Annotated in this window: 24 protein-coding genes; 13 read left to right on the top strand and 11 right to left on the bottom strand. The window is 64.4% G+C overall.

What is annotated here, in order from left to right:
* The 5 genes from ACE5CZ_RS11610 to ACE5CZ_RS11590 form a co-directional block, all read left to right on the top strand.
* Window positions 1-128: ATP-binding protein (locus ACE5CZ_RS11610; protein WP_374947488.1), on the top strand; the 128-nt coding region annotated here is incomplete at its 5' end.
* A 206-nt stretch (window positions 129-334) separates the two neighbouring features.
* A complete protein-coding gene (locus ACE5CZ_RS11605) occupies window positions 335-1,456 on the top strand; it encodes a lipocalin-like domain-containing protein (protein WP_374947485.1) in 1,122 nt (373 codons plus the stop codon).
* A gap of 2 nt (window positions 1,457-1,458) precedes the next feature.
* Window positions 1,459-1,851, top strand: coding sequence for a copper resistance protein CopC (locus tag ACE5CZ_RS11600; protein WP_374947487.1), 393 nt, complete (start codon window positions 1,459-1,461; stop codon window positions 1,849-1,851).
* A gap of 324 nt (window positions 1,852-2,175) precedes the next feature.
* On the top strand, window positions 2,176-3,588 hold the full coding sequence (locus ACE5CZ_RS11595; protein ID WP_374947484.1) for an NAD(P)/FAD-dependent oxidoreductase: 1,413 nt from the start codon (window positions 2,176-2,178) through the stop codon (window positions 3,586-3,588).
* A gap of 19 nt (window positions 3,589-3,607) precedes the next feature.
* Window positions 3,608-5,203 (top strand): cytochrome bc complex cytochrome b subunit, encoded by a 1,596-nt coding sequence (locus tag ACE5CZ_RS11590; protein WP_374947483.1) that lies wholly within the window; start codon window positions 3,608-3,610, stop codon window positions 5,201-5,203.
* 624 nt (window positions 5,204-5,827) lie between these two features.
* Here ACE5CZ_RS11590 and trxB read toward each other — a convergent pair.
* The 5 genes from trxB to ACE5CZ_RS11565 all read right to left on the bottom strand — a co-directional run bounded on the left by trxB (window position 5,828) and on the right by ACE5CZ_RS11565 (window position 9,994).
* Complete coding sequence (trxB, locus tag ACE5CZ_RS11585; protein WP_374947482.1) at window positions 5,828-6,763, bottom strand: thioredoxin-disulfide reductase; 936 nt, start codon at window positions 6,761-6,763, stop codon at window positions 5,828-5,830.
* 511 nt (window positions 6,764-7,274) lie between these two features.
* The gene (locus ACE5CZ_RS11580; protein WP_374947481.1) at window positions 7,275-7,841 is read right to left on the bottom strand and encodes an NADPH-dependent FMN reductase; all 567 of its coding nucleotides are present in this window, start codon (window positions 7,839-7,841) and stop codon (window positions 7,275-7,277) included.
* A gap of 35 nt (window positions 7,842-7,876) precedes the next feature.
* Complete coding sequence (locus ACE5CZ_RS11575; protein WP_374947480.1) at window positions 7,877-8,602, bottom strand: GntR family transcriptional regulator; 726 nt, start codon at window positions 8,600-8,602, stop codon at window positions 7,877-7,879.
* A gap of 19 nt (window positions 8,603-8,621) precedes the next feature.
* Window positions 8,622-8,996, bottom strand: coding sequence for a hypothetical protein (locus ACE5CZ_RS11570; protein WP_374947479.1), 375 nt, complete (start codon window positions 8,994-8,996; stop codon window positions 8,622-8,624).
* A 77-nt stretch (window positions 8,997-9,073) separates the two neighbouring features.
* Window positions 9,074-9,994 (bottom strand): LysR family transcriptional regulator, encoded by a 921-nt coding sequence (locus tag ACE5CZ_RS11565; protein ID WP_374947478.1) that lies wholly within the window; start codon window positions 9,992-9,994, stop codon window positions 9,074-9,076.
* Window positions 9,995-10,126: 132 nt separating this feature from the next.
* Between ACE5CZ_RS11565 and ACE5CZ_RS11560 the strand changes: the two genes are divergently transcribed.
* The 4 genes from ACE5CZ_RS11560 (at window position 10,127) to ACE5CZ_RS11545 (ending at window position 14,308) form a co-directional block, all read left to right on the top strand.
* The gene (locus ACE5CZ_RS11560; RefSeq protein WP_374947477.1) at window positions 10,127-11,083 is read left to right on the top strand and encodes an amidohydrolase family protein; all 957 of its coding nucleotides are present in this window, start codon (window positions 10,127-10,129) and stop codon (window positions 11,081-11,083) included.
* A 73-nt stretch (window positions 11,084-11,156) separates the two neighbouring features.
* Window positions 11,157-12,299, top strand: a complete 1,143-nt coding sequence (locus ACE5CZ_RS11555) for an aldehyde dehydrogenase family protein (protein WP_374947486.1) — start codon at window positions 11,157-11,159, stop codon at window positions 12,297-12,299.
* Window positions 12,299-13,915: an FAD-dependent monooxygenase gene (locus ACE5CZ_RS11550; RefSeq protein ID WP_374947476.1), complete on the top strand. Its 1,617-nt coding sequence runs from the start codon at window positions 12,299-12,301 to the stop codon at window positions 13,913-13,915. The genes ACE5CZ_RS11555 and ACE5CZ_RS11550 overlap by 1 nt, the downstream gene beginning before the upstream one ends.
* Before the next feature lie 9 nt (window positions 13,916-13,924).
* Window positions 13,925-14,308, top strand: coding sequence for a YciI family protein (locus tag ACE5CZ_RS11545; protein ID WP_374947475.1), 384 nt, complete (start codon window positions 13,925-13,927; stop codon window positions 14,306-14,308).
* 33 nt (window positions 14,309-14,341) lie between these two features.
* On the opposite strand, the gene ACE5CZ_RS11540 is transcribed toward ACE5CZ_RS11545, so the two are convergent.
* Complete coding sequence (locus tag ACE5CZ_RS11540; RefSeq protein ID WP_374947474.1) at window positions 14,342-15,541, bottom strand: acetyl-CoA C-acetyltransferase; 1,200 nt, start codon at window positions 15,539-15,541, stop codon at window positions 14,342-14,344.
* Between the two features lie 96 nt (window positions 15,542-15,637).
* On the opposite strand from ACE5CZ_RS11540, the gene ACE5CZ_RS11535 reads away from it, so the two are divergent.
* A complete protein-coding gene (locus ACE5CZ_RS11535) occupies window positions 15,638-16,228 on the top strand; it encodes a helix-turn-helix domain-containing protein (protein WP_374947473.1) in 591 nt (196 codons plus the stop codon).
* Here ACE5CZ_RS11535 and ACE5CZ_RS11530 read toward each other — a convergent pair.
* The 5 genes from ACE5CZ_RS11530 to ACE5CZ_RS11510 all read right to left on the bottom strand — a co-directional run bounded on the left by ACE5CZ_RS11530 (window position 16,206) and on the right by ACE5CZ_RS11510 (window position 23,180).
* Window positions 16,206-17,072: a DNA/RNA non-specific endonuclease gene (locus ACE5CZ_RS11530; RefSeq protein WP_374947472.1), complete on the bottom strand. Its 867-nt coding sequence runs from the start codon at window positions 17,070-17,072 to the stop codon at window positions 16,206-16,208. The genes ACE5CZ_RS11535 and ACE5CZ_RS11530 overlap by 23 nt on opposite strands.
* A 15-nt stretch (window positions 17,073-17,087) precedes the next feature.
* Window positions 17,088-19,580 (bottom strand): MMPL family transporter, encoded by a 2,493-nt coding sequence (locus ACE5CZ_RS11525; protein WP_374947471.1) that lies wholly within the window; start codon window positions 19,578-19,580, stop codon window positions 17,088-17,090.
* Window positions 19,581-19,960: 380 nt separating this feature from the next.
* Window positions 19,961-20,446 (bottom strand): SRPBCC domain-containing protein, encoded by a 486-nt coding sequence (locus tag ACE5CZ_RS11520; protein WP_374947470.1) that lies wholly within the window; start codon window positions 20,444-20,446, stop codon window positions 19,961-19,963.
* A gap of 10 nt (window positions 20,447-20,456) precedes the next feature.
* The gene (locus ACE5CZ_RS11515; RefSeq protein WP_374947469.1) at window positions 20,457-20,792 is read right to left on the bottom strand and encodes an ArsR/SmtB family transcription factor; all 336 of its coding nucleotides are present in this window, start codon (window positions 20,790-20,792) and stop codon (window positions 20,457-20,459) included.
* A gap of 87 nt (window positions 20,793-20,879) precedes the next feature.
* Window positions 20,880-23,180 carry a transglycosylase domain-containing protein gene (locus ACE5CZ_RS11510; RefSeq protein WP_374947468.1) on the bottom strand — a complete coding sequence of 767 codons (2,301 nt, stop codon included), beginning with the start codon at window positions 23,178-23,180 and terminating at the stop codon, window positions 20,880-20,882.
* A gap of 110 nt (window positions 23,181-23,290) precedes the next feature.
* On the opposite strand from ACE5CZ_RS11510, the gene ACE5CZ_RS11505 reads away from it, so the two are divergent.
* The 3 genes from ACE5CZ_RS11505 to ACE5CZ_RS11495 form a co-directional block, all read left to right on the top strand.
* A complete protein-coding gene (locus ACE5CZ_RS11505) occupies window positions 23,291-23,863 on the top strand; it encodes a flavin reductase family protein (RefSeq protein WP_374947467.1) in 573 nt (190 codons plus the stop codon).
* A 78-nt stretch (window positions 23,864-23,941) separates the two neighbouring features.
* Entirely contained in the window at window positions 23,942-25,342 is a 1,401-nt protein-coding gene (gene lpdA, locus ACE5CZ_RS11500) for a dihydrolipoyl dehydrogenase (protein WP_374947466.1), read from the top strand.
* A gap of 77 nt (window positions 25,343-25,419) precedes the next feature.
* A partial coding sequence (locus ACE5CZ_RS11495) for a GAF domain-containing protein (protein WP_374947465.1) occupies window positions 25,420-25,868 on the top strand: 449 nt, incomplete at its 3' end.

Here is a 25,868-nt window from a genome sequence, read left to right as displayed (position 1 = left end):
TTTTCGGCGACCTCACCATCGCCTCCGCAATGATCGATCGCATCGTCCACCACGCCGACGTCATCAACCTCAAGGGCACCAGCTACCGGCTCAAAAACCACGAGCCCGCCTCGCCTGAGACACACTAGAACCACACAACAGTGGCCCTGTTTTCAGTTGGCGAAAGTGGCCCTGTTTTCAGTCGGCGTTAACACCCATTTCTTTCGCCCCGCCCGGCAGTCCTGCGAAGCGGAGTGGTAGGGCTGTCGGCTGCGTATTCACCTCACAATCCGTCGACGTGTGTGGTCCTAATCTGTAACGGCACTTCGACATCTGCCGCGATACAGGAGAGATTGTGGCTAAGACACACACCGCGAGTATCGCGGACAGGGACGAAGATTATCGACGGATCGGTATCAACCGAGATTCCATCGCGGCCTGGGAAGACGGGGCTCGAACGGATGGGCGAAGCGGCACCTACGAGTGGTGGTATTTCGACGCCCATCTCGATGACGGAGCAAAGCTCGTCGTCATTTTCATGACGAAAGACCTGTCGGCGCCGAAGACGCCGCTGATGCCCATGATCCGTCTGAACCTCGACCTGCCGGACGGACGTAGCCGCACTTTCATCCGAACGTTCCCGGCCGAGTCGTATTCAGCGTCCGAGGCCAGCGCGGACGTGCGTATCGGAAACAACCGCTTCTCGGGTGATCTCTCGCATTACCGAATTGATGTCGAGCTCGACGACGTCAAGGTGCACGTGACTCTAGATGGTCAGATCCAGCCGTGGCGACCGCACACGGGTTACCTTGTCTTTGGACCTGACCGGGACAAGGAATTCTCGTGGTTGCCCGCGGTCCCCCACGGAACCGTGCGCGGGTCATATGAGATCGAGGGTGCCCGCACGAACGTCACCGGAGGTGGGTATCACGATCACAACTGGGGCAACGTCGGCATGATGTCGATTATCAATGACTGGTATTGGGCACGGGGTGAGGCTGGACCGTACTCGGTGATCGCGTCGTACATCTCCGCCCACAAAGACTACGAGTACGAACCGATCCCCATCTTCATGCTCGCCCGGGACGGAAAAGTCATCGCGGACGACTCGAACTTCGTTCATTTCCAGGCAACCGAAGCGTACGTCGACCAGCAGACAGGGAAGCCAGTTGCGGCCGTCACCCGATACGTCTACGACGATGGCTCCGATCGTTACGTCGTCACCTTCTCGAAACAGCGAGACCTCGTCGCGAATAAATTCGTCGACGAGATGAAGGGGTGGCGGAGTCTGGCCGCGCGCATGATCCGATTCGACGGGGCCTACCTGCGCTTCGCCGGTGACCTCACGATTGAACACTGGAGGCGCAACGCGGTCGTAGATTCTTTCTCCGAAGAAGCAATTTGGGAGATCATGTACTTCGGTCACAACCGCGTCGATGACGCGTCGCCGGTGCGTCCCGCGCGAGTTCGAGCGTAGCTCTGACGCTTGGTGCACCACCGAACGTCATCAAAATGGCGTTCACTGCACCGCTTCGCCCCGACGGTGCACGCATCGAAGTCTCAAGCGCGACTGAGACCCATTTGACGCGGGGCGATACGACGGCGACCGGCGACACACTTTCCCAATCGCTGGATCCGTGCCTCCCGGATGGGCGCTACGAAGTTCGCTGGAACGTGAAATCGGACGACGGCGCCGCCTTGAGCGGGACCTACCACTTTGTCGTCGGGACGGCTGTGGATACTAAGCCACTGAACAATCCGCTCCTCGCCTCCGGAGTGGCGACGATACGAGTCTTCTCTTTCGTCTTTATTGGGGCGCTCGTGGGAGGGGTTCTTTACGCGCTGGCTACCTACCTACCGTCGTCAACCTGAACCGCGGATGCAGCGAGGGTGACGTCACCGCCACCCTCGCCGTTGCTGTCGCTCACGCCATGGAAATTCTACGGCCCGACACAACCCGAGGACGTCGCGCCACATTGCAGGCGGTCACCGTTCGAAGATGAGCGGGCAAGGCCGCCCTGTCCGGTATATCAATACGTGAACACGTGACGCGAGACCACATCATCCCGGTGGACGTAATGGCGACTTAGTGGTCGCCTGTGTCGCCTAGGGCGTGTCTCCGAGCTCCAACCATTTGAGCGTCACATTTGCTGGACCTATTTGGTCCTAGTAAGAAAAGAGATTTCGGAGGAGATCATGCGAAGGATCCTGATAGTCGGAGGCGGTTACGCCGGTTTCTACACTGCGTGGAAGCTCGAAAAACGGCTTCGCCGAGAGGAGGCCGAGGTCACGATCATCGAGCCCCGACCGTATATGACGTACCAGCCGTTCCTTCCCGAAGTGACAGCTGGCTCGATCGAAGCGCGTCACGTCGCCGTCTCCTTACGGTCGCACCTGCGTCGCACTGCACTGGTCGCGGGGACCGTCACGCTCATCGATCACGCCCATAAGCGGGTGACCGTAGAGATGATCGAAGGGGTGCCGCGCGAGATTGAATATGACATCATCGTGATCACCGCTGGGGCCGTGACGCGGACCTTCCCGATCCCCGGCGTCGCCGAGAACGCCATCGGCCTCAAGACCGTCGAAGAAGCGGTGGACATCCGCGACCGTTTGCTTACATCTTTCGAGCGGGCGGCGTCGCTGCCCCAGGGGCCGGAGCGGCGGCGGCTTCTCACAGTCACGATCGTGGGGGGCGGTTTCACGGGCGTAGAAGCGTTCGGTGAGATGCTCTCCCTTGCCTCGGGCATGTTGCGGTCATACCCAGAACTCGTATTTTCCGACATCGCATTCCACCTGGTCGAAGCGCAAGGTCGAATACTTCCAGAGGTGACCGCCAAACCGGGCGCCTGGGTCGTTGAACATCTCGAACAGCGCGGAGGTCATGTTCATCTCAACACCCAACTCGTTTCAGCGAGTGGCGGAAGAATTGTGCTGTCGTCCGGGGAGTCTTACGACAACGGCCTCCTTATCTGGGCGGCAGGGAACGCTTCCAATCCCGTAGTCGCAAACCACACAGATCTGCCTGTCGACGCTCGAGGGTTAATTCAAGTCCTTCCCGATCTTCGTGTCGTCGACGACGGCGACGTGATCATCGACGCGTGGGCGGCGGGAGACAACGCAGCTGTGCCGGACCTCGCGTCACCGGTGCTGGGCGCTCGAACGGTTCCGAATGCGCAGCACGCTGTTCGCCAAGGCAAACTGATGGCGAAGAACCTGATTGCTCAAATGCGCGGAGAGACGCCGAGAGATTACCGGCATCAGAGTCTCGGGACTGTTGCGACACTCGGTCTGGGACGAGGCATCTTTCAATACAGAAGCATCGTCATTAAGGGTTTGATCGCTTGGGTGATGCACCGGGGGTATCACGTGCTTGCCGTTCCTACTTGGGAGCGAAAGCTCAGGGTGCTGCTGGTTTGGATCGCGGCTGTCATCTTCGGACGTGACATCGTCTCGCTGGAGTCCGTAAAGAACCCGAGGGCCGCTTTCATCGCCGCGGCTACTCATCGCGAAAACCAGTCACCGGCGTCAGTCCCAGCAGTTGCGCCGGCTCCTCTCCCGCTCGGTTTGCACCGACCGCGCGCGAAGCAGACGTCTCATGCCCGTTAATCGCAGACGCCCCGAATCGATGACGGTCGCACTGTCGGAGCACGTCCGCGAGCGGACTGCTTCGGGACGCCGACTGGAATTCATGCTGAAGGATTTGCGCACTCGTCGCGTTCCAGTCCGCTGGAGCAATCTGTTTGGTGTCGTCGCCCTCGCGAGCATCGTCGTTCTGCTCGTCACCGGGGTGATTCTGATGTTCGCCTACGCGCCATCGAGTGACCCCATCGTCTACAGCGGAAGCTACGCACCGTTGCACGGTGTCGAGGTCTCGAAAGCGTTCGATTCTGTCTTGCGTTTGACTGTCGAATTACCGGGCGGGCTCCTGCTCCGTCAACTCCACCATTGGGCTGCTCTTCTGCTACCCGCAGCAATCATCATGCAGCTGCTCGTCAACTTCTTTACGGGAGCTTTCCGGCGTCCACGGCGGGGGAGTTGGGTCTTGCTATTTCTCATCTTCATCATGTCAATGGCTGCTGGCTGGAGTGGGTATGCCCTTCCTGACGACATGCTCTCGGGATCTGGCCTACGCATCGTGCACGGTATCGTCTTGGGCATTCCCGTGGTCGGTACCTGGATAGCGACGCTCCTGTTCGGAGGCGAATTTCCCGGGCGCATCGTCGAGAACCTTTACGTCGTTCACGTCATCGTCCCCGTCGCGCTCGTCGGGTTGCTCGCCGTCAGAGGATGGTTATCACTACGCCACAAATCCCCTCAATTCGCCGGCCCCGGCCGCTCTCAGCGGACCATCGTAGGTGTCCCGATGCTGCCAAATGCTGCTATTCGCGCTGGGGGATTCATGGTGCTCGTGACGGGGGTCCTGGTATTCATCGCTGCAAACGTCACGATCAGCCCGACGGTGGCTCCTTCCGACCCAGGGAATGCGTCCGCCGGAAGCCAGCCGGATTGGTATACCGGTTTTCTCGACGGAGCCCTCCGCCTTGTCCCGCCAGGTTGGGAGCTCGAGTTATTAGGGCGTACATGGACATTCGCAGTCTTAGCACCGCTCACCGTAATCGGCGTGTACATGGTCCTGATCGCGGTGTACCCGTTCATTGAGGGCTGGATCACCCGAGACCGCTCGGAACACCACCTCCTTGACCGGCCGCGCAACACTCCCACGCGCACGGCGGTTGGCGTTGCGGGAATGACGTTTTACGCGGTGCTATGGGCGACAGCCAGTGCCGACGTAACTGCAATGCTCTTCTCGCTGACTCTCGAGTCGATCATCCACGCGATGCAAATCGCCCTCCTTGTGGGACCCGTTGTTGCTTTCGGTTTGACGCGGGAGATCTGTCTCGCTCTTCAGAAGAGAGACCATGAGGTCGCTTTGCACGGATTCGAGACGGGTCGCATAGTCCGGCTCCCGGGCGGGGAATACGTCGAGATGCATACCGCCGTAAACTCCGACGAACAATGGAGGCTCGCTGGCGGTTCTCGTCCCGCTTCAGTACCTGCCCGCCCCAATGAGGCGGGGCGACTCTCCGTTATCGAACGTGCGCGCGGCCGCTTGGCTTCGTTTTTCTTCGAAGATCGAATTGTTCCCCATGCAGAAAGCAGCACTGAACCTGTGCTCGACCAGCCCTCTGCGACGTCGGCAGGGACGAGGAGCATCCTGTGATTCGGCCAATTACAAATCTCCCGCTGACCGGGATGCCGAGCAAATCGACAGGAACTGGCCGCCACACGACGCTCTCGACGTTGTGGCACGTGACTCTCGGACGGCTCAATGGGACGTTGCACTTTCGCACCGTTGACGCCCTACGCACCGCACTCGTGGAGAGCGACACTAAACGCATCGGTACCCTACTCCAACAGAGCGTCGCGCTCATCGTTGACTCAAGGTGGCAGGCCGACGGAGACCCACGGGTAGTAAGGGGACATAGAGCTGTCGTCGGCGCCCTCCTTCACGGAACGCATTCGGAGGAAGCGATCTCCCTCGACGTTCGTTCCGTAAACGGCCAGGCCGGACTCGTGCTCAGCTCACCCGGTGCGACCATCGCTGTCATGTGTGTGGACGTCACGGCAGGCCTCGTGTCCTCGGTTTGGGTTCGCCTGCAGCCAGAGAAGCTGCGACACGGGCATCACATCTGACGGGCACGTTTCACGCCAGTGCTCGGGTCTGCTGCACGGTTAGGTGACAAAGTGTAGTCACGGCGGGATTAGTACCACTCGGCGAACCAGCGCTTGCGCCGCGCATGCGAGGCTTTGTCCCGCATACACATCTCAGTCGCTCAGTTCGGCGTCAGTTTGAGCCGTCATTGAGCGCGGACAGATAGTGCTCGGCGTCGAGGGCCGCGATCGTTCCAGAGCCCGCGGCGGTGATCGCCTGGCGGTAGTAAGGGTCCATCACGTCACCAGCGGCGAAAACGCCGGATAAGTTCGTGCGCGAGGAGGGGATATCGACGGCGATGCTGCCCTCGGGCGTGAACTCGAGTTGCCCATGCACGAGGTGCGTGCGCGGATTGCTTCCGATGGCGACGAAGAGTCCGCCGAGCGCGAGGTGCTGCTCGGAGGCGTCGACGGTACTGCGGAGAATGACGCCTTCGACGGTTTTCTCGCCCGTGATTCCTACTACCTCGGTATCCCACAGGAATTCAATGTTCTTGTCCGCAAATGCGCGGTCCTGCATGATTTTTGACGCTTTGAGCGCATCGCGCCGGTGGATCACGTAGACCCTTGAGGCGAAGCGCGTCAGGGAGGTCGCTTCTTGCATTGCGGAGTCGCCGCCGCCAACGACGGCAATGTCTTTGCCCCTAAAGAACGGGCCGTCGCATGTAGCGCAGTAAGAGACGCCGTAGCCGGTGAGCCGCTTTTCATTGGGGAGGCCGAGCTTGCGGTAGGCCGATCCGGTCGCGAAGATGACGACGCGACTCTGAATCTCACCGGAAAGAGCGGTTGTGACGGCTTTGATATCACCGCGTAGGTCGAGTTCAACCACATCGTCAAAGATGACCTCGGTCCCGAAACGCTCCGCCTGCGCCTGGAACCTGGCCATGAGGTCGGGGCCCATGATGCCGTCTGGGAAGCCCGGGAAGTTCTCAACCTCGGTCGTATTCATGAGTTCGCCCCCTGCCTCCACGGAGCTGGCCAGGAGTAGGGGCTCGAGCCCGGCACGGGCCGCGTAGATGGCAGCGGTGTAACTGGCAGGGCCGGACCCGATAATGATGACGTTGCGCACGCGAATCTCCTCATAAGACGTGTCGCCTATTGCGACTTCTCCCTGCCGCTCATAGCAAGGAAGACGTTCGTCACACGTATGACCGCGCTGGTCAGACAAATGTGAGGCGTCGGAGGTGTTGAGGCTGGAAGCCGTTTTCGAGGCGTCAGATCGGAATGCGGAGCGCACTGCTCCCATTACCGGAGAGCTGGTCGTCGGGATTCAATAGCGCGCAGGCCTTCATTGACAGGCACCCGCGGCCGATACACCCCGTGAGTTCGTTCTCGAGCCTCTCGATCCCTAGTCGTCGGCGCTCGAGTACCTTTTTCCCTTGCCGCGAGGCGCGCTGCCAGTGCGCGTGGGTAGGAGGTTCGGAGAGCGGGACATCCGCAAATGCGTCTTTGATGTTCTCCAAGGGGATACAAAGCCGTTTAGCAACAGATCAGGGCAACTCGGCGCAGCGTATGTCTGGGGTATCGGCGCCGGTCGCCTGTGGGGGCACCACACGCACGGGCGGCATGACCTCGCATTGCTACGGGCGGATGAGACGGGTGATCCGCAGGAGCTCGTCGACGGTCTGCACGGCGGCCAGGTTCATGAGCGGGTCGTCGATTACGCGGCCGTCGTCACCGAGCTTCGAGGCGGCGAACGAGATGTTCACCGATTCGAAAATGGGCACCATCCGCAGGGTCGTCACGACCTGCTTGAGCTGCTGAACCGCCCGCGTCCCGGCGCCGATTCCCCCGTAGCTGACGAAGCTGACTGCCTTGTCGGCCCATTCGTGGCCGAGAAAGTCGAGGGCGTTCTTGAGCACAGCGCTGTAGCCATAGTTGTATTCGGGCGTCACGAATACGAACGCGTCCGCGCGTTCGATCGTGGCGCTCCAGTCTTTCGTGTGCTGGTGCTCGTACTCGCGCAGTTTGGGATGCTTCGGTTCATCGAAGAACGGCAGTGCGACCTCTGCCAGGTCGATCGGTTCCACGGCGAAACCGCCGTGTTCCTCGGCGACCCGGGTGAACCACTCGGCGAAGGCGGGGCCGATCCTCCCCGGGCGCGTGCTCGCCGTGATGATCTGGAGGACGGGACGTGTGTCGGTCATTCTGATTCTCTCTCTCCGCCCGCGGGCCGCGCGGTTCAGTCGGTTCGGATGCCGCGCGATGCGCGTGGTTTCGGAATGCGGGCGGCGTCGTCGAAGACGCCTTCGAGGGTGCGCGCGAGGTGGCTCATCTCTCGCCGAGCACAGTCATCGGCGTCGCCTAGCAGAGCCGCGTCGAGAATAGCTCGATGCTCGAGCTGCGACGTGCGCAAGCGGTCGGTCAACGCCGATCCGTGACGGTCGATGTCGTAGTGGAGATAGGCGAGTCTGTACCGCTCGGAGTAGTCCCACATGTCGTCCAGTACCCCGCTTATGCGGGCACCGGAACCAGCGGTCAGACCGAGGTGAAACGACCGGTGGTGGGCGCGAAAGGCATTCATGTCGGATCGCTCGATCGCCGTATCCATGCTCGCCACGGCTGCCCGGAGTGCGTCCCGTGCAGCGGCCGTGAGATCGCCGACCGTTGCGCGGATGCCGACCGGCTCGAGTCCCATCCGGATCGCGTAGATCTGATCGAAGTCGTCGAGGTCGAGTTCCGACACGCGCACGCGCCGGTTGAAGTCGCTCGTGATGAGCCCTTCGCTCTCGAGCCGGCTGAGCGCCTCCCGCAGGGGAGTGCGACTGATTCCGAAGTCGGCCGCGAGTCGAACCTGCGACAAGACCGCGCCCGGCGCCAGCACGCCGTCGAGGATCGCCCGGCGAAGTCGTTGATGGGCGAAGGCCACCGCGTCGCCGGACCGCTCTTCTCCGAGAGGCTGCGTCATCGACAGGTTCCGCTCACGGTCACCACGGCTCGGGCAGGTGCACGTCGGGGATCTCGGCCGGGATGTATTCACCGGCGCGGGCGCGCTGGTGAATCTCTGTCCACTCGAGGCCGGCGATGCGCGCCTCCACGATCTTGTCGGGGTCGAAGAACTGACCGATGGGATTCGCCCCGAACTCCTGCGATGCCCACATCCACTCCTTCGACTTCGACCAGTCGCCGAAGGCGTCGAATCGGATCTCGACGCCGTTGCGTTCTGGATCCTGATAGTACATCGACATCGTCATGCCGTGGTCGAGGTTCTCCACCATCTCGTCCAGCCTCACCGTGGCGAAGGTCGTGTGGTGGAACGTGGGCCGCGTGATGGGGCGGCTGCGCGCGCGGTTGTCGGTCATGAACTCTTTTCTTTGAGTAAATAGGGCTCCGCAACTGCCTGCGGTCGTTGCACTGTATACGGCATCTATGGAACTGTCTACAGAACTTCGACGTCGTCGGCAGACCGCATCGACTCGGCGGCCTTGATCAGAAGACCGCGTAGCCAGCGGTGGGTTCGGTCGTTCGTCATGCGCGGGTGCCACAGCATCTGGTAGGTGAAACCCTCGAATCCGCTCGGCATCTCGACGAGACGAAGCCCGGCTCCGGCGTATCGCCGAGCGAAGCGACGCGGCATCACCGCGATCAGGTTCGTGTCGCGCACCGCTCGGATCGCCGCACTGAAATACGGCACGCGGATCTCGGAGACGATGTGCGTGCCGAGCCGGGTGAGCTGGTCCGTCACGATCGTCTGCTGCGGATGCATCCCACCGACGGTGACATGGGAGTACGCGGCCAGGTCATCCACCGTGAGGCGGTCGGCCGTGATCGGGTGCGACTCCGAGAGCACGCACACGAAGTCCTCGTCGAAGAGCGCCTGGCGATCGAGGTGCGAGGGTGCCGTGATCGGAGTGAGCACCAGATCGACCCGCCCCTGATCCAGGTCGGCGAAGGTGGCGGGCATCACGGGCGTGATGATGAGCGACATATGGGGGGCTTCGGCGTGGAACAGCGGGATGAACAGGTCACCGAGCACCGCGACCGGGTAATCGGATGCCGCGACCCGCACCACGCTGGTCGACGAGGACGGGTCGAAAGAGGTGCCTTCGAACATCGCACGGAGCCCGGGCATGAGGCCCGTGAGTTCGTCTTGCAGCTCGCGGGCCCGCGGGGTCAGTTCGTAGCCCCGCGGCGTGCGCACGAGCAATTCGTCTTCGCACGCGATACGCAGGCGGGCGAGCGTGCGACTCATCGCGGACTGGGTCAGGTGCGCTCGTGTCGCCGCCTTCGAGATGTGGCGTTCCTCCAGCAAAATCTCGAGCGACCGCAGCAGATTCAGGTCCACGTTGTCGATATGCATGCGGCTCATGGTAACGCTGACCAACATGCATTCGACACCCGGTGCTCGCCGATGTGAAGCTGGCATCTGCACAACCTACCTCGGCGGCCTGATTCGCCGTGGCGCAACGAAGCCCACGTTCAGGAGAACTCCATGAAGGTCATCGCCCTCGAAGAACATATGTTCCCGCGCGACATTCTCGAATCGGCGGGTCTGGATCTGGGCCGTCGAGGCAGCACCCGGCTCGCGCAGCTGGATGAGGTAGGCGAGGGTCGGCTTCAGATCATGGATGACGCGGGAGTAGACGTTCAGGTGCTCTCCGCCGCGGTCGGCAACATCGTGCAGGACCTGCCGCTGTCGCAGGCCACCGAGGTGAGCAGGGCGATCAACGATCGGATGGCCGACACCGTGGCGGCTCATCCCGACAGATTCACGGCGTTCGGCACGCTTCCGGTGGCCGATGCGGCGGCATCCGTCGATGAACTCACGCGATGCGTCGAAGAACTGGGCCTCGTCGGAGCGATGATCCACGGTCAGACCCACGGCGTGTTCCTCGACGACCCCACGGTGCGCCCGATCCTGGCGGCCGCGGCGCGGCTGGATGTGCCGATCTACCTTCACCCGGCACCGCCGCCGTCGGCAGTGCGGGAGGCCTACTACTCCGGTCTGTCGCCCAACGTCACAGCCTGCCTGCTTGGCTCGGGCTGGGGCTGGCACGCGGAGTGCGGCATGCACGTGCTTCGCATGGTGGCGAACGGTGTCTTCGAGGAGCTCCCCGACCTGAAACTCGTCGTCGGGCACATGGGCGAAGGTCTGCCGTTCCACCTGGACCGGATCGAAGACATGCTCACGCCGGTCGTGACGGGCCACTCCCTCACCGTCGTCGAGACGCTTCGCCGCAACCTCTACCTCACGACGTCGGGGTACAACTCCGACGCGCCCCTGCTGTGCGGGCTCGCCGCCTTCGGGGCCGACCACATCCTCTTCTCCGTCGACCACCCCTTCTCCGACAGCAAGAAGGCCACCACCCACTTGCTCTCCGCACCGGTGACCGAGGCCGATCGCGAGAAGATCGCCCACAGCAACGCCGAGCATCTCCTGAAAATCTGAAGCGAGCAGGCACCATGAGCATCTTCCCCGGCGCAGGCCGCACCTCCACAACCACGCACTTCATCGACGGCCGCTGGACCGAGCCGGGCGGTCGCACCTTCGCCGTTCGCAATCCGCTGCCTTCCCGGCATGGGCCGCAATGCCGCCGGGGGCCCGCCAGAAGCTGTTCCTCAGCGCCGCCGACATCGTCGAACGGCGGATGGAGGAGCTCGTCGAGCTCATGGCAGTGGAGGGTGGCGCGAGCCGTGCCTTCTCGTCGTTCCAGGTGCGCCTGTCTGCGGCGATGCTGCGCCAAGCCGCAGGCTGGGGATACCTCCCGGCCGGCGACATCCTGCGCAGCGACGTGCCTGGGCGCACGGCTATGGTAACGCGCAAGCCGCTCGGGGTCGTAGCCGGATTCACCCCGTGGAACGGAGCGTTCTACCTCGCCTGCATCAACTTCACGGGCTCCGATAAGACCGCCCGCATCCTGGGCGCGCAAGCAGGTCGGGCACTGAAGCGGATGGTGCTCGAACTGGGCGGCTTCAATCCCGTGCTCGTTCTCGACGACGCAGATCTGGAGGAGTCGATCAAGGCGGTCACATTCGGCGCGTTCCTGCATCAGGGCCAGGTGTGCATGAACACCCGCAAGGTCTACGTCGACAGTTCGATCCACGACGAATTCGTGTCGGGTCTCGCCGATCGGGTGCGCGCGCTGAAGTCGGGCGACCCCATCGACCCCGAGGTCATCATCGGCCCGCTCATCAACGATGACGCCGTCGCCCAGATCGAGCTGCGTGTGCAGGATGCCGTGGACCGCGGCGCGACCTTGGTCACCGGCGGACAGGCGAACGGCCGCATCTACCCGCCCACCATCCTGACAGACGTGCCCGCCGACGCCATCTGCACCACCGGCGCCGACGAGACGTTCGGGCCGCTCCTCGTCGTGCAGCGCTTCGACGACGCCGAACTCGCGCTCGCCGAAGCGCAGAGAACGCCCTACGGCCTGAGCGCCGCGATCATGACCCGGGATCGCGCTCGCGGTCTCGACATGGCCCAGCGCGTCGACTCCGGCATCGTGCACGTGAATGCCCCGACGATGGCCAGCGAGGCGGCGCTTCCCGTGGGTGGCGTGAAAGACAGCGGCTGGGGTCGCTCCGGCCACTACGCGATCGAGGACTTCACCGAACTCGTGCTGACGACCGTGAGCAACGGTCCGGGACACTACCCGTTCTGATGAGCCTCGACTCCGCTCCGGTCATCGTCGTCGGCGGGGGACCGTCGGGCCTCGCCGCAGCCATGGAACTCGCCCACCACGGGGTGGGCGTGATCGTCGTCGAGCCGCGAACCGAGGTGACGCACACGCGGCCACGTGCCAAGACCACGAACGCGCGCACCCTCGAACTTTTCCGCCGCTGGCCCGGGGTCAATCCGAGAATCCGTGAACGCGCGCCGTTGAAGGTCGAATGGTCGAAGGACGTGGTCTTCTGCACCACTCTGACCGGCCGTGAGATCACTCGCATCGGCAATGTCTTCGGGCTCGCACTCGATGAAGACACCAGCCCGGAGACCGGCCAGCAGATTCCCCAGCCGATCCTCGAAGAGGTGCTGCGTGAGGCGCTCGCCGGATCGCCCCGGGTGCGGCTCATGTTCGCCTGGCGCGCCACCGCGGTGCAACAGGGCTCGGATGGCGCCCGCGTGATGGTGGAGAGTGACGCCGGCGAGGTCGCGGTGCTCGAGGCGGCGTACGTGATCGGCGCCGACGGTCCGCGGAGCGTGGTGCGCTCTGCACTGGGGGCGAAGTTCGAAGGCGCCAGTCTGGCGCGCCCGAATATCAGCGTGACGTTCGACGCGCCCGGTCTGGAAGACCTCGTGCCGATGGGTGACGCGGTGCAGTACTGGGTGCTCAACCCCGCCTCGCCGGGAATTCTCGGCCGACTGGATCTGAGGGGCCGCTGGTGGGCGATCAACACTGCGGGGGCGGATGCCGCAGCGATCGCCGAGGCCGATCCGGAGGCAGCGGTGCACAGCCTACTCGGCGTGAACTACCCGATCGACGTCGTCGCGGTCGATCCGTGGGTCGTACGCGTGCTCGTGGCAGATCGCTATCGGAACAACCGCCTGTTCATTGCCGGCGACGCTGCGCACATGAATCCTCCGTGGGGCGGCCATGGGTTCAACACCGGCGTCGGCGACGCCGTCAACCTGGGGTGGAAGATCGCGGCCGTGCTGAACGGCTGGGCTCCCGACGAACTCCTCGACAGCTACGAGAGCGAGCGTCGCCCGATCGCCCAGCAATTCGTCGCGGATGCTGCGGAGAACGGCAAGACGGGCCCGACCCAGCTCGCGTCGGACGAGATCATGGGAGACCAGCAGACCTTCGACCGGGTGCGTGGCGCCGCGGCCGCCGCCATCGAAGAGACCAAGCGCATCGAGTTCCGAAGCGAAGGTCTGGTTCTCGGTGTCGGGTACGGTCCCGAATCCGCGGCGCAATCCTCCGACGGCACCGACTTCGTGCCGATCGCGGCGGTGGGCAACCGCCTGCCGCACCGGCGGCTCCTCGACGGGACATCGCTGTACGACCTGCTCGGCCCGGAATTGACCCTGATCGGTGGGTCGGAGGACGCCGAGGAGTTGATGCGTGACGCCGCCGCGCGTCACATCCCCCTGACGCTCCTCGATGTTCCCGGCGAGGGGCTGCAGGACTTCTTCTCTTCCCGTCTCGTGCTGGTGCGGCCCGACCAGCACATTGCCTGGGTCGGCGATGACGCGCCCTCGGCCCTCGCCGGCCAGATTCTCGACGATGCCCGCCGAGGCGTGCAGACCGCACGCATCATCCCCACAATGAAGTAGGAGAACACGATGAGCCCCAAAAGCCCTGCGGAACTGCTCGGCCAACTGCGCCGGCAGCAGTTCTATATGATCACGATGCAGATGATCGAACCCGCCGAAGACCCGCGACCGGTGATCGGGCCGCACCTCGAGGCTCACTTGGACTGGCTGATCGAGCAGGAGCGCAACGGCACGCTCTTCTTATCGGGTGCGGCCGCCGACGAGACGGAGTGGGATGGCAGCGGTGTCGCGATCATCCGCGCCGAATCGCGCGCCGCCGCGGAGGCGATCGCCGTCACCGAGCCGTTCCACAAGCTCGGACTCCGCAAGAACACGGTGCGTGGCTGGCAGCTGAACGAGGGCAACGTCACGCTTCGCTTCAAGCTGTTCGACAACACATTCGAGATCGCCTGACGCAGGGCCCTCGCCCGAGCAGACGAGAGCGCGTCAGGCTGAGCGGGTCAGAATGAGCGCTTCGCCCTGGCCCCCACCGCCGCAGAGCGACGCGATCCCGGTTCCCCCGCCCCGCTTCTTGAGTTCGAGGGCCACGTGCAGCGCGAGCCGGGCTCCGGAGGCGCCCACCGGGTGGCCCAGAGCTATGGCTCCGCCCTGGGCGTTCACGGCGGAGGGGTCGATGCCGAGGTCGTCGGCCGACTGAAGCACCACCGAGGCGAACGCCTCGTTGATCTCGATGACGTCGAGATCGGCCACCGTGATGCCGTGCCGGCCGATCGCGTGCACGATCGCGGCCGAGGGCTGCGAGTGCAGCGAGCCATCGGGCCCGGCGACCTGGCCGGGCGAGCCGATCTCGGCGAGCCACTCGAGATTGTGGGCGAGCGCGTAGGCCTTGCTCGCCACCACGACCGCGGCCGCGCCATCTGTCAACTGCGAGGCGTTGCCCGCCGTGATCGTGCCGCTGTCGCGGTTGAATACCGGTTTGAGGGCGGCAAGGCCCTCGGCCGTCGTCGTCGGGCGGATGCCGTCGTCGGCCGAGACGACGACCGGCTCGCCCTTGCGCTGCGGCACGCTCACGGGCACGATCTCGTCGTCGAAGCCACCATGCTCGCGCGCAGCCGCAGCCCGCTGATGGGAGAGCGCGGCGAACCCGTCTTGACGGTTACGGGCGATGGCGCGCATGAGGTTGCCGTCGTCGGTCGCCTTGCCCATGAGCTTGCCGTCGAAAGGGTCACGGAGACCGTCGTAGTTCAGGGAATCCTCGAAGGTGCGCTCGCCGAGCGAATAGGGCTTCCGCGAGTCGAGCAGAAGGTGCGGCGCGTTCGTCATCGACTCCTGGCCGCCGGCGACGACCACGCTCGCCTCTCCGGTGCGGATGAGCCTGGCCGCGTCGATGATCGCCGTGAGCCCCGACAGGCAGAGCTTGTTGATCGTGACGGCGGGCACGTTCCAACCGATGCCCGCCTCGATGCTGGCCTGCCGGGCAGGCCCTTGGCCCGCACCCGCCTGAACGACCTGGCCGAGGATGACGTGGTCGACCGCCTCGGCCGGCACGCCGGTGCGCTCGAGCGCGGCTCTGACTGCGTGGGCGCCGAGCTCGTGCGAGCGCAGCCCCGCGAACACACCGTTGAACTTCACGAAGGGAGTGCGGGCGCCGCCCAGCAGCACAGGAGTGGTGTCATCCGTTGTCATGATGGGTCTCTTCTCTGAGTAGGTCGTAGCGGGGTCCGTGTGGGGTTCGGACTCAAGGAGGATACTCGAAACCGATCACGGCATATGCTGTTGCGCATGACGCACGAGCTGATCGATGACATCGTGCGCCAGCGCATCCGAAGCCTTCGCCTGTCTTTGGGCTGGACCCTCGACACGCTCGCGACCCGCTGTTTTTTGTCGCCGTCCACCCTGAGCCGCATAGAGACGGGACATCGGCGGATCGCCCTCGATCAATTGATACCGATCGCGGGGGCGCTCGGCACGACGATCGACCAACTCGTCGAACCGGAAGGCGACGACGACGTGGTCATTCGTCCGGAACCCGAAACGAGTGCCGGGTCGACCATCTGGCTGCTCTCGAGAAATCGTGATCGGCGCGGCGTCACGATCGCCAAGATGCGCATCACACCCGAACGCGAGACGGCCGATCAGCAGGTTCACCCCGGCTACGAGTGGTTCACCGTTCTCAGCGGGGTGCTCACGTTGCGTCTGGGAGAGCGCACGATCTTGGTACGCGAGGGCCAGGCCGCCGAATTCTCGACGATGACCCCACACGCACTCGACGCGAACGACGGTCCCGTCGACCTGCTCACCATCTTCGACCACGACGGCGAACGCGCTCACCTACCCGGCCATCGAAATGCTAGGCCGACCTCTCGACCGTGATGTCGTTTTCGGAGTCAAGCTGAACCCATCCGGTTCGTGGCGTGCCATCAGCCCTGCCGGCCAGCACGGGCGCCAAGACGTCTGCATTCACCAACTCGCCGAAGTCGAGTGCCGTGAGGCTCGCGAGGTCGTCGACCGGCACCTGATAGCTGCGATACGGCCCGAGTGGCGGAGGGCTGCCGTCGATGAGCGCCTGGGCGCTGGCGTCATTGAGATCGATGTCGATCAGTTGGGGTGACTGGTCGAGCACGAACGCGGCCGAGCAGAGGCGCGCCACGCCCGTCTCGCCGGTGGTCCACGCGGCGACCTTCCAAAAGGCCTGCGGGATGCCCACACCCCGGTAGAGCGGATCGTCCAGCGCCAGCACGGGCGCGGTGAACACGCTGATGCGATTGCGATTCGTCTGCGCGTAGGCGAGCACGTGGTCTTCGAGGCCCAGCCAGAGTTCGCTGGACTGGTTGAAGTCGTTGGCCTGCGGGGCGGCGTTCGCATACGAGAAGGTGTCGACGTTCGCCCGCGCCGCCGTCGCGCGGTCGCCCCATACGGGATCCCTGCGCCGCACGAGGTGCCCACGATCGAGGTCGTTGCGCGCGTACACGCCCTCGCCGGTCTGCTCGTTCTCAGCGACCCGGTCGTCGAGGTGCCAATCGTCTGCCCTGTCGAGGTCGAGCAGCGCGTCACCGTCTATGTTCACGCCCGTCGACAGCGCAAGCCGCCGCACCGGATCGAGAAGCACCGTGAAGTGCGTATAGGCGAGCTCACGAACAGGTATGCCGGCCGCCGGCGCCGGGAGGGCCACAGGAAGAGCGAGGAATTCGGGTTCGTACCCCGCACGGTCGGGCATGGAGGCCTCCATCGGTCAGTGCCGCGTGTGTGCGGCGCGTTCGAGCGACGCACCTTCGACGTCGACGTTCGGCAACAGCTTCTCGAGCCACCGGGGGAGCCACCAGGCCGACGCGCCGAGGAGGTGCATGACGGCGGGGATGATCAGCAGGCGAACGACGAACGCGTCGAGCAGCACACCCAGGGCGAGGCCGAGGCCGATCGACTGGATCATGACCGAATTCGAGAAGATGAACCCGGCGAACACGGAGGTCATGATCAGCGCGGCGGCGATGACCACCGTGCGACCGGCATGCACGCCCTGTTGAACGGCGAGACGCGCGGGCGACCCGTGGGTGTAGGCCTCGCGCATGCCGCTCACGAGGACCAGCTGGTAGTCCATGGCGAGCCCGAAGAGCACGCCGACCACGAGGATCGGCAGGAAGCTCAGGATGGGCCCGGGATCGTGGACGCCGAAGACTGCAGCGAGCCAGCCCCACTGGAAGACGGCGGTGATGCCGCCGAAGGCCGCGAACAACGACAGCACGAATCCGATGGTGGCCGTGATCGGAACGAGGATCGATCGGAACACGAGGATCAAGATGATGAGCGACAGACCGACCACCACGAGCAGGTAGAGGGGCAGCGCGTCGGCGAGTTTCTCGCTCACATCGATGTTGCCGGATGCGTTGCCGGCGACACCGAGCTCTGCGACGCCGTCGATGTCGAGTCCGCGCAGGTCGCGCACGAGCTGCTCGGTGGATTCGCTGGTGGGGCCTTCCTCGGGAATGACCTGGAAGGCGAGCAGCATGTCGTCGTCAGAGGCGCCGATCGGCGCAACCGCCACGACGTCGTTCTCTGCTTTCAGGAGCGTGCCTATGCGCACCTGCTCAGAGATGAGGTCGTCGTCGGCGATGGCTGTAGCGAGGTCGGCCACGACGATCAGGGGGCCGTTCACGCCGGCACCGAACTTGTCATCGACCAGCTTGTAGGCCTTGTACGCGCTCGAATCGACGGGCTCGGACGAGCCGGCGGGCAGTCCGAGGCGCATCGACAGGGCGGGGATGGCGACGACGAGCAGCACGGCGATGCCGGCCACCACGGTGACGACGGCCCGAAGCGTGTTCATGGGCTTGGTGGGAACGCGCTTGTGGTGGTCGGCGTGGCCCATGCGGGCGCGCGCCTTCTTGGTGAGGATCTTCGACCCGACAAGGCGCAGCAACGCAGGCGTGAGCGTGATCGCGATGAGGATCGCGACGAACACGCACACCGCACCGACGGTTCCCATCAGGCCGAGGAACGGGATGCCCGTGAGGTTGAGCGCGAGCAGGGCGATGAGCACCGTCGAGCCGGCGAACACCACGGCATTGCCCGACGTGCCGTTCGCGAGTCCGATCGACTCCCGCAGGTCCATTCCGCCGCCAAGCTGGGTGCGGTGCCTGTTCAAAATGAACAGCGAGTAGTCGATTCCGACAGCGAGTCCGAGCATCACGCCGAGAACCGGCGTGACCGACAGCATCGTCACGGTGCCCGAGAGGGCGAGCGACGCGAGAACGCCCACGCCCACGCCGACGATCGCGTTGACGAGCGGAAGGCTCGCGCCGATGAGGGTGCCGAGCATCACGAACAGCACGATGGCCGCGAAGATGACGCCGCCGATCTCTCCCGGGCCGAGGATCTCGGGGATGCTGGCGGCGATGTCGTTCGAGACCTCGACGGTGACCCCGTCGATGCCGGCGTCGTTCATGGTGTCGACCACGGCCTCTTTGGCTTCAGACGGAACGAGGTTGAGCGACTTGTCGAACTGGATGCCGCCGACCGCGGTCGTGCCGTCGGTCGAGACCTGGCGGATGTTCGACGACAGGTCGAGCAGCTCGGCTCCCTCGTCGAGGGTGGCGCTCTGGGTCTCGAGCTCGGCGCGACCGGCGTCGAGAGTGGACTGCTGCGTCGCGATCTCGGCCTTGCCCGCATCGAGAGTGGCCTGCTGCGCGTCGAGCTGGGGCTGCGCCGCGGCGAGCTGCCCAGACGCCTCGGCCGCGGCTCGTGCCGCGTCGAGCTGCTGCTGACCGGTCGCGGCCTGGCTCTTGGCACTGTCGAGCAGGGCCTGGCCGTCGTCGAGTTTCGTTGTGCCGTCGGCGATCTGCTGGCGTCCGTCGGCTACCTTCTGGGCGCCCTCGTCGATCTGGGCCTGCGTGTCGAAAGGGTTGGTCGTGGCCTTCACATCGTCGAGACCCTCAGCCTTGGTAAGGAGGTCGGCGATGGCGGTCTTCTGCGCATCGGTGAATTCGGTGTCGTCGGTCGTCGTGAAGACCACCGTTCCGCGCCCGCCGCTTGCCGACGGAAACTTCTCGGCCAGCTCGTCGCTGACCTTCTGGGTCGCGGTTCCGGGAATACTGACCGCAGAGGTGAGCGTTCCGCCGAACAGCGCGAACGCTCCACCGGCAAGGCCGAGGATCACGATCCAGGCGACGATGACGAGCCAGGCGCGGCGGGCAGAGAAGATACCGAGGCGGTAGAGAAGCGATGCCATTGAGTCTCGAGGTGCTTTCTGAGCGGGAAGAAGGGCAGGATGATCGTCTCGCGGCGCGGCGTCGGGCAGCAGGATGGTGCGGAACGCTCGCCCGATTGCGGCAATCGTCCCTCCCAAGACCATAACGCTGGGAAGCTGAGTGAACACACCCCCCAGAACTGACGGCCCTAGACCGCTACGCGATAGCCGCGCTGGATGATGGTTGACACGCGAACCAGCGGCGCATGCCGTGCAACGTGGCGGCGGCGCGGCTCGTGCCCGATTGCGGCGACCCGCGCATCCGGCCAGGTCCTCGACCACAAGGTGGCCGTGCCGGACGCGCGGGGCGAGCCTCAGCTGACTTCGTGAGCCGCGGGCGCCCCGCGCGGGCCGGCTGGCGATCAGGCGGCCAGCACGTCGTCGATCTGCCCCATCGCGAGCGTCATGCCCTCCTGCATGCCCATCTCGACCAGTTTCTCGAGCTGGTCGAGACTCACGAACTGGCTCAGTGTGGTCATGCGCGTTCCGCCGTCGATCGATTCGAGGGTGACGATGGCGTGCACGGGTTCGATCGAGTCGTCGGCATTGCCGTCGGCGTCTGCGAAGCCGTCGTCGAACTCCAGGCGAGCAGGGGCGTCGACCGTGGTGACGAGCCACCAGCCGCCGGCCTTGGTGCCGTCGGGCCCGGTCATGAAGTACGACGAGCGGGAGCCGACCGAGAGCTCGTGCGACGTGAAGGTCGCGGGCCAGGTGGGCGGCCCCCACCAGCGTTCGAGCTGTCGCGGGTCTTCCCAGACCTGCCACACCCGATCGACGTCGGCCGCGAACTCCGCGATAAAGGTGAGGGTGAGTGCGTCGGTGTCCTTGGTGACTGTGAGTACGGTCATGACTGCTCCTTCAGGGGTCTTCGGCGAGGATGTCGTCGATGCGGAGGGCGCGCTGCGCCCAGATTTCTTCGTAGGCCTGCAGCAGTGTCGCCGCGCGGCCGATCGTGTCGATCCGGCTGTGCACGAGCTGTTCCCGTCCGCGACGCTCTTTCGTCACGAGGAGCGCGCGCTCGAGCACCTGGACATGTTTCTGCACGGCGGCGAAACTCATGTCGTACTGCTCGGCGAGGGCGGTGACCGAGCGCCCGGCATCGAGCACTCGGCTCACGATGTCGCGCCTGGTCGCATCCGCCAGGGCCTGGAAGATGCGATCGATCTCGGTTTCCGTCAGTTCATGTACAACCATTTGGTTGTACGTTACCGCCGTTCGGGTATCGACGCAAGAAGCGAATGTGCCGTAGCACCCCTCTGCCGATTCCGACTGCCGATCCGGCTAGTTGCCGTCGTCTTGTGCTTCCTCTTCTTCTTCTTCGTCGCCTCGGCCGGTGCTGTCGTCGTCCTGGGGAAGCGGGCCGACGCTCGCTCCGGGAGTCGGCGCGATTCCAGGCGCGGTCGGCTGCGTCGTGGGAGTCGGCGCCGTAGTCGTGGGGGCATCCTCTGTCTCGTCGGCGCGCGAGGTCGATCCCGATCCATAGAGCAGGTCGTCATCGGGGTCTGCGAAGTCGGCGGCCTCGGGCAGCACTTCGTCGTTCGCCGTCATCACCGACTTCCACATACGATGACGCACGCTGTAGCCCGAATAGCCGTTCGTCTCGACATCGGTCATCGAAACGTCGCCCGTGACGTTGCCGACCCAGACGGCCGTGGCTGCCCTCGTGCTGGCCCCGATCATCCAGGTGTCTTTCTCGTTGTCTGTCGTACCCGTCTTGCCGATGTGCTCGATGTCGTCGTAGGGATTCGACGCGGTCGCCGTTCCGTTCTGGATCGGGCCCTTCATCGCGTACGCGAGGGTGGATGCGACCCTCGGATCGAGTGCCTGGGCGCAGTCCGCCTGGGGTGGCTGCACGTCCGCGCCCGACGCATCCACGATTCGGTCGATGGCTATCGGCCTGCAGTAGACGCCGTTCGCGGCGATGCCGGCGTAGGCGGCAGCCATCGTCAACGGCGCGATCGTCTGCGTGCCCAGGATGTCGGCGAGGTTCGAGCCGAGCTCGCCGCCGTCTGCGCGGTGCACGCCCAGCGACTGGGCCGTGTCGCGAATCTGGCAGAGATCCAATTCTTCGGCCATGGCGATGAAGGCGTTGTTCACCGAGTTGGTGAGGGCGTACTGGATGCTCACCGTTCCGGGCCGCGATCCGCCGTCGTTCTTCGGCGCGTAGGGCTCGCCGTTGACGTCGATGCACGAATTCGTGAAATCGGCCCGATCGAAGGTCTGCGGATTGCCGTTGATCCGCTCGCTCAGGGTATTGCCCTGTTTGAGCCATTCGGCGAGCGTGAAGACCTTGTAGGTCGAGCCCACCTGAAAACCCGACGAACCGCCGTAGCCCTGGTCGGTGTTGTAATTGAGCGACGTGCTGCCCGGGTCGGTGGATTCTCCCGCGACAAAGGTCGTGTTCTGGGCCATCGCGAGAATGCGGCCTGTTCCGGGTTCGACCGTGACGATGGTCGCCCCGAGATCGAGTTCGTCGCTCGACGACGGGATGTACTCCGTCATCGTCTCGTTCGCATTGGCCTGCAGGTCGGAGTTGAGTGTCGTGAAGATCTGGAATCCGCCGGTCTTGAAAGTGGACCAGCGTTCGTCGGCCGTGGCTCCGAACGTCGGATCGTTCTTCACGATCCAGGTCACGTAGTCGCAGAAGTAGGCGGCGCCGGCAGCGGCGGTCTGGCAGCCGGTCGACGGCTCGGTGATCGCGGGGGCCACCGGCGTCGCGATCGCCTCGTCGTACTGGCCCTGAGTGATCGTGTGCTGCTTGAGCATCGACGCGAGCACGTCGACGTCGCGACGCGCCTGATTGGCCTCGATGTTCCCGGGGTCGTCGATGCGAAGCCCATTCGGCTCGTTGACGGTCGCGATCAGGCTTGCGGCCTGGGCGATCGTGAGCTGCGCCGCCGTCGTGCCGTAGTAGTAGTTGGCCGCGGCCTCGATGCCGTAGACCGAACCGCCGAAATTCGCGATGTTCAGATAGCCGAGCAGAATCTGGTCTTTGTCGTACTTCTTCTCGAGGCCGATGGCGAGCCGCATCTCGGTGAGCTTGCGGTCGAGCGACGTGTCTGTCGCCTCGGCGTAGGCTTTCTCACGGTCGGCCTCGTTGTCGAGAGCTTCGGCTCGCTGCACGAGGATGTTCTTCACATACTGCATGGTGATCGTCGATGCGCCGCTCTCGACGCCGCCCGAGGTGAGATTTCCGAGCGCGGCACGAAGCGTCGAGGTGAGATCGACGCCGTTGTGTTCATAGAACCGGGGATCCTCGGTCGAGACGACAGCGTCTTTGACCGACGGGGCGATCTCATCCCAGCCGACCTCCTGCCGGTTCTGATCGAAGACTGTCGCGAGAAGGGTGTTCGATCCATCGGTGTTGGTCGAGTAGATCTCGGACTTCTGCGAGAGGTCGCCGATGTTCAGCGTCGACGGCAGATCCTCGAACAGGCCGACCGAGCGAGAGACCGTGGCGCTCGTGAGCGAGACGGCGGGAACGGCGAGGGCGGTGACGAGGACGCCGGCGATGACGCTGGCTCCCACAAGCTTCAACCAGGGCTTCGTCGTCGACAGGAGACGTGACGAGGATTCAGGCATAACGTATCGAGGATACGCAGCCGCACCTCCGAAGCTCCTGAGTCGGCGTTCTCGTCACAGAGAGTCACACAACTTTCCCGCGCACCCGCCCGGGGTAAAGGCTTGGGCCTATGACACTGCACCCCTCTGCTCGCGACGCCCAGCACGTCGGCTCGGTCGACGCCATTTTCGAGCATGCGGGCCTCGATGCCGATTCGTTCAAGGCCGTGTTCCGCAATCATCCGGCCGGCGTGGCCGTGATCACCGCGGATGCGGGCGACGGCCCGGTGGGGCTGACGGCCACATCGGTCTTCTCGGTCAGCGCCGAGCCGCCCCTGCTCGTCTTCTCGGTTTCGGGCCAATCTTCGAGCGCGCCGACGATCCGCGCGGCCGACACGGTCGTCGTGCACCTGCTGGGATCGGAGCAGCTCGACCTCGCAAGGCTCTGCGCCACGAGCGGCATCGACCGATTCGCCGACACCACGATCTGGGATCGGCTGATCACGGGGGAGCCCTACTTTCCGGCGGCCCAGTCGTGGATCCGTGGCCGGGTCATCGAACGCATGGATGCCGGTGGCTCGACGGTCATAGCCGTCCACGCACTGCAGGCGGGCATCTTTGACGAGGTCGATTCGGCCGAGCCGCTCGTCTACCACAACCGCACCTGGCACAGGCTGGGGTCGCATTCGCGCATCGATGGCTGAGCAACCGACTTCCTCGCCAGTGCGAATAGAGTTGAACGAGAAAGACCTCGTGCAAACCGAAGGAAGTCCTAAAACATCATGAGCGCTCACTACAATCTCGTCGTTCTGGGGGCCGGGCCCGGTGGCTACGTCGCTGCCATCCGTGCCGCGCAGCTCGGGCTCAGCGTCGCCGTCGTCGAAGAGAAGTACTGGGGCGGTGTCTGCCTCAACGTGGGCTGCATTCCCTCGAAGGCCCTGCTCCGCAATGCCGAGCTGGCGAACATCTTCGCGACCCAGGCGCAGGAGTTCGGAATCTCGGGAGATGCCACTTTCGACTTCGGCGTCGCCTTCGATCGCAGCCGCAAGGTGGCCGACGGGCGAGTCAAGGGCGTGCATTTCTTGATGAAGAAGAACAAGATCACCGAGTACGACGGTCGCGGGTCCTTCGACGACAGCCACTCCCTCACGGTGTCGAAGTCCGACGGAACGGCCGAACAGCTGACATTCGACAACGCCATCATCGCCACCGGTTCGTTCGTGCGTCTGCTTCCCGGCGTCACCCTCAGCGACAACGTCGTCACCTACGAGAGCCAGATCCTCACCCGCGAGCTGCCCAAATCGATGGTCATCGTCGGCGCCGGCGCCATCGGCATGGAATTCGCCTACATCCTCCGCAACTACGGCGTCGAGATCACGATCATCGAGTTCCTCGACCGCGCCCTTCCGAACGAAGACGCCGACGTGTCGAAAGAGATCGCCAAGCAGTACAAGAAGCTCGGCGTCACCCTTCTCACGTCGACCAAGGTCGAGAGCATCGTCGACAATGGTTCCTCGGTCGCCGTCTCGTATACCGCGAAAGACGGCACGCAGGGGTCTATGGAGGTCGACAAGGTCATGATGTCGATCGGATTCGCCCCGCGCGTGGACGGCTTCGGGCTCGACAAGACCGGCGTGCAACTCACCGAGCGCGGCGCCATCGCCATCGACGACCACATGCGCACGAACGTCTCGAACATCTACGCGATCGGCGACGTCACGGCCAAGCTGCAGCTCGCCCACGTGGCCGAGGCCCAAGGCGTGGTCGCCGCCGAAACCATGGCCGGAGCCGAGACGCAGGCTCTCGGCGACTACCGCAACATGCCGCGGGCCACGTTCTGCCAGCCGCAGGTCGCCAGCTTCGGACTCACCGAGCAGCAGGCACGCGACGAGGGCCACGACGTGCTTGTCTCGACGTTCCCGATGACCGCCAATGGCAAGGCCCACGGCCTCGGCGAGCCCGCCGGATTCGTGAAGCTCGTTGCCGACGCGAAGTACGGCGAGCTGCTGGGCGGCCACATGGTGGGCCACGACGTCTCGGAGCTGCTGCCCGAATTGACCCTCGCCCAGATGTGGGATCTGACCGCCACCGAGCTTGCGCGCAACGTGCACACCCATCCGACGCTGAGCGAGGCCCTACAGGAAGCCTTCCACGGACTCAAGGGTCACATGATCAACCTGTGACCGATGGGTAGTCTGGGGCCGGGCAGGGCGCGTCGTGCGTCTTCACGCTCGACCGATATCGAAAAGGTGACGCGGTTGTGACCGATCGGACGCGATTCGATCAGGCGGTGCGCGCCCTTTCGTCGTCTCACGATCGACGCGACAGTCTCTGCGCTCCTTTTCTGTCGGTCCTTCCCGTCACCGGTGTCTCGATCTCGGTTCTCGGGGGCATTGCGGGGCCCGGAACGATCTGCGCGAGCGACCGGCGTGCGACGCGGCTCGACGAATTGCAGTTCGATCTGGGCGAGGGGCCCTGCTGGCAGGCACTCTCGACGAGACGTCCCATCCTCACCGAAGACATCAGAGCCACACGTCCGTCGGATGCGTGGCCGTCGCTCGTGCGGGCTCTGAGCGACGAGCGCGTTGCAGGAATCTTCGCCTTTCCGCTCGCGGTGGGGTCGCTCGGAATCGGCGCGGTCGACCTTTACACAGAAGATCCGGCCCGGCTCGACGATGCCGATGTTGCAGACGCCGTGACGCTCGCGGG

The sequence above is a fragment of the Agreia sp. genome (assembly GCF_964263775.1).
Classification (GTDB): domain Bacteria; phylum Actinomycetota; class Actinomycetes; order Actinomycetales; family Microbacteriaceae; genus Agreia.
The sequence above is the reverse complement of the archived record's forward strand: the minus strand, read 5'-3'. Positions and strand labels throughout refer to the sequence as shown.